The sequence below is a fragment of the Streptomyces sp. NPDC057474 genome, assembly GCF_042802555.1.
Classification (GTDB): domain Bacteria; phylum Actinomycetota; class Actinomycetes; order Streptomycetales; family Streptomycetaceae; genus Streptomyces.
Genome location: NZ_JBHVDX010000281.1, coordinates 1 through 10,510, shown reverse-complemented (window position 1 = coordinate 10,510; position 10,510 = coordinate 1). Strand labels below are relative to the sequence as shown.

General features: G+C 72.7%; 6 protein-coding genes. All 6 read left to right on the top strand.

Annotation, left to right across the window (positions count from 1 at the left end; all coding sequences use genetic code 11):
• Window position 1 precedes the first annotated feature (1 nt).
• Window positions 2-4,075: a condensation domain-containing protein gene (locus tag ACFU53_RS42635; RefSeq protein ID WP_384005162.1), complete on the top strand. Its 4,074-nt coding sequence runs from the start codon at window positions 2-4 to the stop codon at window positions 4,073-4,075.
• A gap of 33 nt (window positions 4,076-4,108) precedes the next feature.
• Entirely contained in the window at window positions 4,109-5,398 is a 1,290-nt protein-coding gene (locus ACFU53_RS42630; protein WP_384005161.1) for an LLM class flavin-dependent oxidoreductase, read from the top strand.
• Entirely contained in the window at window positions 5,395-6,243 is an 849-nt protein-coding gene (locus ACFU53_RS42625) for an LLM class flavin-dependent oxidoreductase (RefSeq protein WP_384005160.1), read from the top strand. Before ACFU53_RS42630 ends, ACFU53_RS42625 begins: the two co-directional genes overlap by 4 nt.
• Before the next feature lie 32 nt (window positions 6,244-6,275).
• A complete protein-coding gene (gene metK / locus ACFU53_RS42620; RefSeq protein ID WP_384005159.1) occupies window positions 6,276-7,502 on the top strand; it encodes a methionine adenosyltransferase in 1,227 nt (408 codons plus the stop codon).
• Between the two features lie 31 nt (window positions 7,503-7,533).
• A complete protein-coding gene (locus ACFU53_RS42615; RefSeq protein ID WP_384005158.1) occupies window positions 7,534-8,517 on the top strand; it encodes a carbohydrate kinase family protein in 984 nt (327 codons plus the stop codon).
• A partial coding sequence (locus tag ACFU53_RS42610; RefSeq protein ID WP_384005157.1) for a homocysteine S-methyltransferase family protein occupies window positions 8,514-10,510 on the top strand: 1,997 nt, incomplete at its 3' end. The genes ACFU53_RS42615 and ACFU53_RS42610, both read left to right, overlap by 4 nt.

Below are 10,510 nucleotides of genomic sequence, written 5' to 3'. Positions count from 1 at the left end.
TCTGCGCGGCGCCTGTCCCGCCGGACGGCGGGGGGCCCCGTCCGCGGGCCCGCGCGCGTCCCCGGGCGCGGGGCCCGCTGCGGGCGACGGCGCGCGCCGCGACGCCTTTCCGCTCGCGCCCGTGCAGTCCTGGTTCTTCCGCCACATCCAGACCGACCCGCACCAGTGGAACCAGTCGGTGCTCCTGGAGCTGAACCGCCGCGTCGACCCCACCGTCCTGCGCCTCGCCCTCCAGGCCGTCGTCGCCGCCCACCCCGCGCTCAGCGCCCGCTTCGAGGCCGACGCGCACGGCGACCTCGCCGAGGGCCACATGATCGGGGCGCCGCCGTTCGCCGCCTACGACCCCCGTGACGTCCTGCGCGAGCGCGACGTCACCGACGAACGGGAACTCGACGAGGCCCTGGAGGAGATCGAGCGCAGCCTCGACCCGCTCAAGGGCGTCCACGTCCGCGCCCTGCTCGCCCACGACCGCCGCAGGCCCGACAGCAACGGTCTGCTCCTCGTGGCCATCCACCACCTCGTCGTCGACGGAGTCTCCTGGCGCATCCTGCTGGAGGACCTGGAGCACGCCCTCACCTCCCTCACCGACGGCTCCCTGCCCGCCTTCCCCGCCGAGGCGTGCCGCTACGAGGACTGGGTCGCCTCCCTCCCGGCCGTCGCCGCCCGCCCGGGCGAGGCCGACCACTGGCGCGCCGCGGCCACGGCCCGCGGCGCGGCCCGGACCCTCCTGCTCACCACCCCGGCACCCGACGAGCAGGACATCCGCCGCGTCGAGTTCTCCCTCGACCCGGAGGCCACCACCCGCCTCATCGGACCCCTGCCCCGCCGGCTCGGCCTGCAGATCCACCAGGTGATGACCGGTGCCTTCGCCCAGGCCCTCGCCCGCTGGCGCGGCACCCGCGAGGTGACCTTCGACGTGGAGACCCACGGCCGGCACGGCCGCGACGACCTCTTCCGCACGGTCGGCTGGTTCACCTCCATCCACCCCCTCGTCCTCGCGGCCGACCGCGCCCTGGACCCCGAGCACTATCTCGGGCAGGTCGCCGCCGGCCTCACCGCCGTCCCCGACGGCGGCGTCGGCTTCGGCGCCTGCCGGGAGTTCTCACCCGACCCCGGGCTGCGCGCCCTCCTGCGCGATCTGCCACCCGCCCTGGCGTGCTTCAACTACTACGGCCAGGCGGACCAGCTGAGCACCGACGGCGGCTTCACGATGTCCGGCCGCCCCATCCCGCGCGAACACTCCGCGCGCTGCGAGCGCGTCTACGGCATCGAGGTGTACGGCATCGTCCACGGCGGCCGGCTGCGCATGGGCCTCACCTGGGTACCCAGCCCCGCCGACGGCGTCGACGAGGCCGGCGTCGAGGCACTCGTCGACCAGCTGCGCTGGGTGCTGTCCACGCTCGCCGGAGCCGACCCCGACTCCGTCACCGCCGCCGAGATCACCGCCCCGGGCACCCCGGCCGCCGCCCCCGCCCCGCCCCGCGCCCGGCGGACCCGCCCCGGGACCCCGGCCGCACCGCGCAGCGCCGCCTCGCCGGCCGGCGAGGAGCGCGAGACGGTGCCCGTCACCCCCCAGCAGCACGGCCTCCTCCTCGACGCCCTCGCCCACCGGGGCAGCGGCCGCTACGTGGAGCAGCTGTTCTGGCGCTGGCACGGGCCTGTGGACACCGACCGGTTCACCGCCGCCTGGCAGTCCGTCTTCGACCGGGAGACCGTGCTGCGGGCCGCGTTCGACTGGGACGACACACCCTGCCTGGTCCTGCACGACCACGTCGCCGCCCAGGTCGTCCGGCACGCCGCCGGCACCGTCGACTGGGACGAACTGACCGAGCGCGACCGGCTGCGCGGCTTCGACCTGCGCGTGCCCGGCCTGCTGAGGGTCACCCTGGTCGACGACGCGCCCGACCCCGCGGCAGGAGACGGGCAGATCCCCTCGACCCGGATCCTGGTCACCTTCCACCACGTGCTCCTGGACGGCTGGAGCGTGTCCGTCCTGCTCCAGGAGTTCTACCGGGCCTACCTCGCCGACGGCCTGCTGCCCGGCGGCGAACGGCGCCCCGACATCCGCGACTACTCGCGCTGGCTGGCCGAACAGGACACCGCCCCGGCCCGCGAGTTCTGGTCGGCCGCCGTCCCGGCCGCCGCGCCGATCGTACGGCCGGCGATCCCCGGCCCCGCGACCGGCCAGAGCGGCCCGGGCCGCGCACAGGTCCGGCTCAGCGCCGCGGACGCCGACCGGCTGCGCTCCTGGGCGGCCGCCCGGGCCGCCACCGAGTCCAGCGCGCTGCAGGCCGTATGGGCGCTGCTGCTGTACCGGGCGGGCGCCGCCGACGCCCCCGCCCCGGTCGGCTTCGGCGTCACCGTCTCGGGCCGCGGCATCGCCCTCGACGCCGTCGAACGGCTGCCCGGGCTGCTGATGAACTCACTGCCCATGACCATCCAGGTCGACCCCGCGCACACCGTGCCCCAGCTGCTGACCGCACTGCGCGACCAGGCCCTGGACATGGCCGCCTACGAATGGGTGTCGACCGGGCAGATCCACGAGTGGAGCGGACGCGAGGCGGGCGAGAAACTCGTCGAGAGCCTGATCGTGTTCGAGAACTACCCGCGCTCCTCCGACGACCTGGAGTCCGCGCTCGCCGCGCACGACATCCGCGTCGAACTCCCCGACGCCGCAGGCTCCCACACCGCCTTCCCCGTCACCCTGCTCGCCTACCGCGACGTCGACAACAGCCTGGTCCTCACCGCCGTGCACGACCGCGGCCGGCTCGCCGACGCCGACGCCGACACACTCATCAACCAGTGCGCCCGGCTGCTGCGCGAACTGCCCCGCACCGCCGACGAGTCGACCACCGTCGCCGACCTCCTCGCCACCCTGGCCGACACGGACCTGCCACGGATGGCCGAACGCGCCGACACCACGACCGGCGACGGCGGCACGGCCGTGACCTGGCCGCCAGGACCGCAGACCCAGCTGGTGAAGGACGCCTGGCAGGCCGTCTTCGGCACCGCCGACGTCAGCCCCGGCGACCACTTCTTCGAAGCGGGCGGCCACTCCCTCCTCGCGATGCGTCTACTGCGCGAGATCAACCGGCGCTGCGGACGCACACTGCGCCTGGACGAACTCCTCGGCCACCCCAGGGCCGGCGAACTCGCCCGGCTGCTCACCCGGGAACCCCACGAACACACCGGCACACAGGCCGCGAACGTCCTGGTACCGCTGCGCCGAGCGGAGCGGCCCGGCGCGGGCACGGTCCACCTCGTCCACCCCCCGGGCGGCCAGGTCGCCTGCTACGCACAGCTCGCCCACTGCTACCCGGGCCCCGAGGCGCTGGTCGGCATCCGCGACCCGCGGGTGGACGACCCGCAGCCCACGTACCTGTCGACCGAGGAGCTCGCCGAGCACTATCTCCAAGCCCTGGGTCCCGTCCTGGAGTCGGGCGAGCGGATCGTCCTGGGCGGCTTCTCCGGCGGCGGTGTCATCGCCTACGAGATCGCCCAGCGGATCACCCGGGCGGGCGGCCGCCCGCCCCTGGTGGTGATGGTCGACGCCGGCGCCCCCGACGGCGAACTCACCGACGCGCAGGCCGACGGCTCCTTCGCCAACCAGCTGCGAGCCGTCGCCGAGGGCCGCACCCCGGCCCCCGACGCGCAGGGCCCCGGCGCGCGGCCCGCCGCCCCCGCCGACGGGACAGACCCGCGCACCGCCCCCGGTGACGAGCCCGACGGCTCCGCCTCCTACCTCACCGAGATCGCCCAGATCGCCCAGTGGATGCGCGGCGACGGCGGCGGCGACCCCATCGCGCTGATGCGCGACAGCGTCGAAGCCGTCCAGCGCTACCGGCCCGCCCCCTACCCCGGCCCGGTCGCCGTGCTGCGCGCCGGGGACACCGGCTTCGGCAAGGGCACCGAGTACGACGAGAGCGACCGCTTCCACGGCCGTGCCGGACTCGGCTGGGAGGACCACGTCGAGGACCTGACCATCCGGGTCGTGCCGGGCAACCACGTGACCATGCTGACCGGCGACAACGTGCGCGGCCTCGCCCGCATCCTGGCGTCCGCCGTCAGGAACTGACGTCCAGCACCGACCCCAGGGAGAGCACCCACCATGACCACGCCCCGCCGGCGCATCACCCTCGCCGGCATCATCGACGGCCCCGGCGGCCACGTCGCCGCCTGGCGCCACCCCTCGACACGACCGGACGCCCAGCTCGACTTCGACTTCCACAGGAAGAACGCACAGACCCTCGAACGCGGCCTCTTCGACGCGGTGTTCATCGCCGACATCGTCGCCGTGTGGGGCACCCGCCTGGACTCCCTGTGCCGCACCTCGCGCACCGAACACTTCGAGCCGCTGACCCTGCTCGCCGCGTACGCCGCCGCCACCGAACACATCGGCCTGTGCGCCACCGCGACGACGACCTACAACGAACCGGCCCACCTCGCCCGCCGGTTCGCCTCCCTCGACCACCTCAGCGGCGGCCGAGCGGGCTGGAACGTCGTCACCTCGGCCGCCCCCTGGGAGTCCGCCAACTTCGGCTTCCCCGAGCACCTGGAACACGGCAAACGCTACGCACGCGCCGAAGAGTTCATCGACGTCGTCAAACGGCTCTGGGACAACGGCGACCACCCCATCGGCCACCACGGCGAACACTTCGACGTCGCAGGCCCGCTGGACCTCGCCCGCCCGCCGCAGGGCCGCCCGGTGATCATCCAGGCCGGGTCGTCGCCCGTGGGCCGGGAGTTCGCCGCCCGCCACGCCGAGGTGATCTTCACCCGGCACAACACCCTCCCCGACGCCCGCACCTTCTACACCGACCTCAAAAAACGCGTCGCCGCCCAGGGCCGCGACCCCGACAAGGTCCTCGTGTGGCCGACCCTGGCACCGATCGTGGCCGCCACCGAGACCGAGGCGAAGCAACGCCTGCAAGAACTCCAGGACCTCACCCACGACCACGTCGCACTGCGCACCCTGCAGGACTTCCTCGGCGACGTCGACCTGAGCACCTACCCGATCGACGGCCCCGTGCCCGACATCCCCCACACCAACCAGTCCCAGTCGACGACCGAACGACTCGTCCGGCTCGCCCGCCGCGAGAACCTCACCATCCGCCAACTCGCCCTGCGGCTGATGGGCGACATCGTCGCCGGCACCCCGGAACAGCTCGCCGACCACATGGAGAGCTGGTTCACCGGACGCGGCGCCGACGGCTTCAACATCGACTTCCCGTATCTGCCGGGCTCCGCCGACGACTTCGTCGACCACGTGATCCCCGAACTGCAGCGCCGCGGCCTGTACCGCTCCTCCTACGAGGGCACCACGCTGCGCGAGAACCTCGGCCTCGACAACCCCCGGCCCGGACACCAGGCCGCCCACCCGGCAGGAGCCACCGCATGACCGCCCCCCTCCTGGTCGGCCGGGTCGCCACACACGGCGACAACGCACCGACGCTCGGCGCGCTCACCGCCCTCGCGCGCGCCGCGGAGGCCGCAGGCCTCGACGCGCTGATCCTCGACGACGGCCCCCCGCCACCGCCCGGCCGGCAGGGCCGGTTCGAGTCGACGACCCTGGCCGCCGCGCTCGCCGCCGCCACCGAACACATCGGCCTGATCGTCTCACCGCTCCCCGCCGACCAGGCCCCCTACCACGTCGCCCGGATCATCGCCTCGCTCGACCACCTCGGCCGGGGCCGCACCGGCTGGCTCGCCGGCACCGCGGACGCACACGGCCGTACCGCCGAGCTGATCGACGTCGCCCGCGGCCTGTGGGACAGCTTCGACGACGACGCCTACGTCCACGACCGCGCCGAAGGCCTGTACTGGCGCCCGGAGACGATCCACCGACTCGACCACCACGGACGCCACTTCGACGTGGCCGGGCCCCTCAACATCGCCCGCCCGCCGCAGGGCCACCCCGTCGTCGCCGTGCACGGCCCCGGCCTCGCCGCCCACGCCGACCTCGTGCTCCTCGACGACGCCGGCCACCTCCCCGCCGTACGCTCCGCCGCACCCGACGCCAAGGTGCTCGTCCCACTGCCGGAGCACACCGACGCCCGGCGGCTGCCCACCACCTCCGGCGCCGACGGCCTCACCGTCGCACTGACCGGCGCCGACGACCCGTTCCTCACCACCACCGCCCCCGCGCTGCGCCGCTCCGCAGCGCCCCGGACGGCGAAGGCCACGCTGCGCGCTCGCCTCGCACTGCCCCGCCCCGCGAGCCGGTACGCCGCCGCCACGGCCTGAAGCACCATCCGCCCACAGCTCTTTGGAGAACCATGTCCTCCCATCTGTTCACCTCGGAGTCCGTCACCGAGGGCCACCCCGACAAGATCGCCGACCAGATCAGCGACACGATCCTGGACGCCCTGCTGCGCGAGGACCCCACCTCACGCGTCGCCGTCGAGACACTGATCACGACCGGCCAGGTACACATCGCCGGCGAGGTCACCACCAAGGCGTACGCGCCGATCGCGCAGCTGGTGCGCGAGACCGTCCTGAGGATCGGATACGACTCCTCGGCCAAGGGCTTCGACGGCGCCTCCTGCGGCGTCTCCGTCTCGATCGGCGCCCAGTCGCCCGACATCGCGCAAGGGGTCGATGTGGCCTACGAGCTGCGCGCCGAGGCCGCCCACGCAGGAGAAGGACAGGACGACGGACTCGACCGGCAGGGCGCGGGCGACCAGGGCCTGATGTTCGGCTACGCCACCGACGAGACACCCACCCTCATGCCGTTGCCGATCGAACTGGCCCACCGCCTGTCACGACGCCTGACCGAGGTCCGCAAGAACGGGACGGTCCCCTACCTGCGCCCCGACGGCAAGACCCAGGTGACCGTCGAGTACCTGGGCAGCCGCCCGGTGCGCCTGGACACGGTCGTCGTCTCCTCGCAGCACGCCCCGGACATCGACCTGGACTCGCTGCTCACCCCGGACATCAAGGAGCACGTGGTCGACCATGTGCTCGCGCAGCTCGCCGAGGACGGGATCAAGCTGGAGACGGACGAGTACCGTCTCCTGGTCAACCCGACGGGGCGCTTCGAGATCGGCGGCCCGATGGGCGACGCCGGCCTCACCGGCCGCAAGATCATCATCGACACCTACGGCGGCATGGCCCGCCACGGCGGCGGCGCCTTCTCCGGCAAGGACCCCTCCAAGGTCGACCGCTCCGCCGCCTACGCCATGCGCTGGGTCGCCAAGAACGTCGTCGCCGCCGGGCTGGCCGACAGGTGCGAGGTCCAGGTCGCGTACGCCATCGGCAAGGCCGAGCCGGTCTCTGTGTTCGTCGAGACCTTCGGCACCGGCCGGGTGGCCCAGGCACGCATCGAGAAGGCCATCGAGGAGGTCTTCGACCTGCGCCCCGCCGCGATCATCCGCGACCTCGACCTGCTGCGGCCCATCTACGCCCAGACCGCCGCCTACGGCCACTTCGGCCGCGAACTGCCCGACTTCACCTGGGAGCGGACCGACCGAGCCCAGCAGCTCAAGGCCGCGGCCGGCAGCTGACCGGTCACGTCGCCCCGACGGGAGTGCCAACGTGCGCATAGCGGTGACAGGCTCGATCGCCACCGACCATCTGACGGTCTTCCCCGGCCGCTTCGCGGACCAGCTGATCCCCGGTCAACTGGACCACGTCTCACTGTCGTTCCTCGTCGACAGCCTCGACGTGCGACGCGGCGGCGTGGCCGCCAACATCGCCTTCGGCCTCGGCGGCCTCGGCCTGGCGCCCCTGCTGGTCGGTGCCGTCGGCGCGGACTTCGCCGAGTACGAGGTGTGGCTCAAGGAGAACGGTGTCGACACCGGCGCCGTCCACGTGTCCGACGAGCGGCAGACCGCTCGCTTCATGTGCACCACGGACCGCGAATCCAACCAGATCGCGTCCTTCTACACCGGCGCGATGGCGGAGGCCCGCGAGATCGACCTGACCGGGCTGCCCGTCCCCGCCGCCGGCCTCGACCTGGTCCTCGTCGCCCCCAACGACCCCGAGGCGATGCTGCGCCACACCCGGCAGTGCCGGGAACTGGGCATCCCTTTCGCGGCCGACCCCTCCCAGCAACTCGCCCGGCTGACGGGCCCGCAGGTGAGGGAGCTGGTGGACGGCGCCCGCTGGCTGTTCACCAACGAGTACGAGGCCGCGCTGCTCAGGGAGCGCACCGGCTGGACGCGCGAGGAGGTCTGCTCCCGCGTCGGCGCCTGGATCACCACGCTCGGCGAGCACGGCGTCCTCGTCGAGCGGGCCGGTGAACCCCCGCTCACCGTGCCCGCCGTCACCGGGGTCCCGGTGGCCGACCCGACGGGCGTCGGTGACGCCTTCCGCGCCGGCTTCCTCGCCGCCACCGGCTGGGGCCTGTCCCTGACGACGGCTGCCCGGCTGGGCTGCGTCCTGGCCACGCTGGCTCTGGCGACGGTCGGCTCGCAGACCTACGTCGTCGACCCGGCCCGTCTCCTCGCCCTGGTGGCGAAGTCGTACGGCGCCGAAGCGGCCGAGCCGCTCGCGGCCGAACTGGGAGGACCGTCATGACCGCCTCCGCGCGGGCGCACGCACTCCACAAGGCCCTCGCGACCCGTGTGGTGGTCGCCGACGGTGCGATGGGCACGATGCTCCAGGCCCAGGACCCGACTCTGGAGGACTTCCAGCAGCTGGAGGGCTGCAACGAAATCCTGAACGTCACCCGGCCCGACATCGTCCGTGCGGTGCACGAGGAGTACTTCGCGGTCGGTGTCGACTGCGTGGAGACCAACACCTTCGGTGCGAACCTCACCGCACTGGGTGAGTACGACATCCCCGAGCGCACCGGCGAACTGTCCGAGGCCGGTGCCCGTATCGCCCGGGAGACGGCGGACGAGTTCGCGGCGCGCGACGGCCGCCCGCGCTGGGTGCTGGGCTCGATGGGTCCGGGCACGAAGCTGCCGACTCTGGGCCACACCACGTTCACCGCCATCCGGGACGCGTACCAGCAGAACGCCGAGGGTTTGCTGGCGGGTGGCGCGGACGCGCTGCTGGTGGAGACGACCCAGGACCTGCTGCAGACGAAGGCCTCGGTCGTCGCCGCGCGCCGGGCGATGCAGAGGGCCGGTTACGAGGTCCCTCTGATCGTGTCGGTGACGGTGGAGACGACGGGCACGATGCTGCTGGGCTCGGAGATCGGTGCGGCGCTGACGGCGCTGGAGCCGCTGGGTATCGACATGATCGGCCTGAACTGCGCGACGGGACCGGCCGAGATGAGCGAGCACCTGCGCTATCTGGCCCGCCACTCCCGCATCCGGCTGTCCTGTATGCCCAATGCCGGTCTGCCGGTGCTGACCCGGGACGGTGCGCACTACCCGCTCACCGCGCCGGAGCTGGCCGATGCGCAGGAGAACTTCGTGCGCGAGTACGGCCTGTCCCTGATCGGCGGCTGCTGCGGTACCACTCCCGAGCATCTGCGGCAGGTCGTCGAGCGCGTGCGGGACCTCACGCCCGCCGCGCGTGATCCGCGTCCCGAGCCGGGTGCGGCCTCGCTCTACCAGACGGTGCCGTTCCGTCAGGACACCGCGTACCTGGCGATCGGTGAGCGGACGAACGCCAACGGTTCGAAGAAGTTCCGTGAGGCGATGCTGGAGGCCCGGTGGGACGACTGTGTGGAGATGGCCCGCGACCAGATCCGTGAGGGCGCGCACATGCTCGATCTCTGTGTCGACTATGTGGGCCGCGACGGTGTCGCGGACATGGCCGAACTCGCCGGCCGTTTCGCCACCGCCTCCACTCTCCCCATCGTTCTGGACTCCACCGAGGTGGAGGTGCTCCGGGCGGGTCTGGAGAAGCTGGGCGGCCGTGCGGTCATCAACTCCGTCAACTACGAGGACGGTGACGGCCCGGAGTCCCGCTTCGCCAAGGTCACCGAACTCGCCCAGGAGCACGGCGCCGCGCTGATCGCGCTGACCATCGACGAGGAGGGCCAGGCCCGCACCCCTCACAAGAAGGTCGAGATCGCCGAACGGCTCATCGACGACCTCACCGGCAACTGGGGCATCCACGAGTCGGACATCCTCATCGACACCCTGACGTTCACCATCTGCACCGGTCAGGAGGAGTCCCGGGGCGACGGTATCGCCACGATCGAGGCGATCCGCGAACTCAAGCGCCGCCATCCCGAGGTGCAGACGACGCTGGGTCTGTCGAACATCTCCTTCGGCCTCAATCCGGCCGCCCGTATCCTCCTCAACTCCGTCTTCCTGGACGAGTGCGCGAAGGCGGGCCTGGACTCGGCGATCGTGCACGCGAGCAAGATCCTGCCGATCGCCCGCTTCAGCGAGGAGGAGGTGCGGACGGCCCTGGACCTCATCCATGACCGCCGTGCCGAGGGCTACGACCCGCTGCAGAAGCTGATGGCGCTGTTCGAGGGTGCCACCGCCAAGTCGTTGAAGGCGGGCAAGGCGGAGGAACTGGCCGCCCTCCCGCTGGAGGAGCGCCTCAAGCGCCGCATCATCGACGGCGAGAAGAACGGCCTGGAGGCCGACCTCGACGAGGCCCT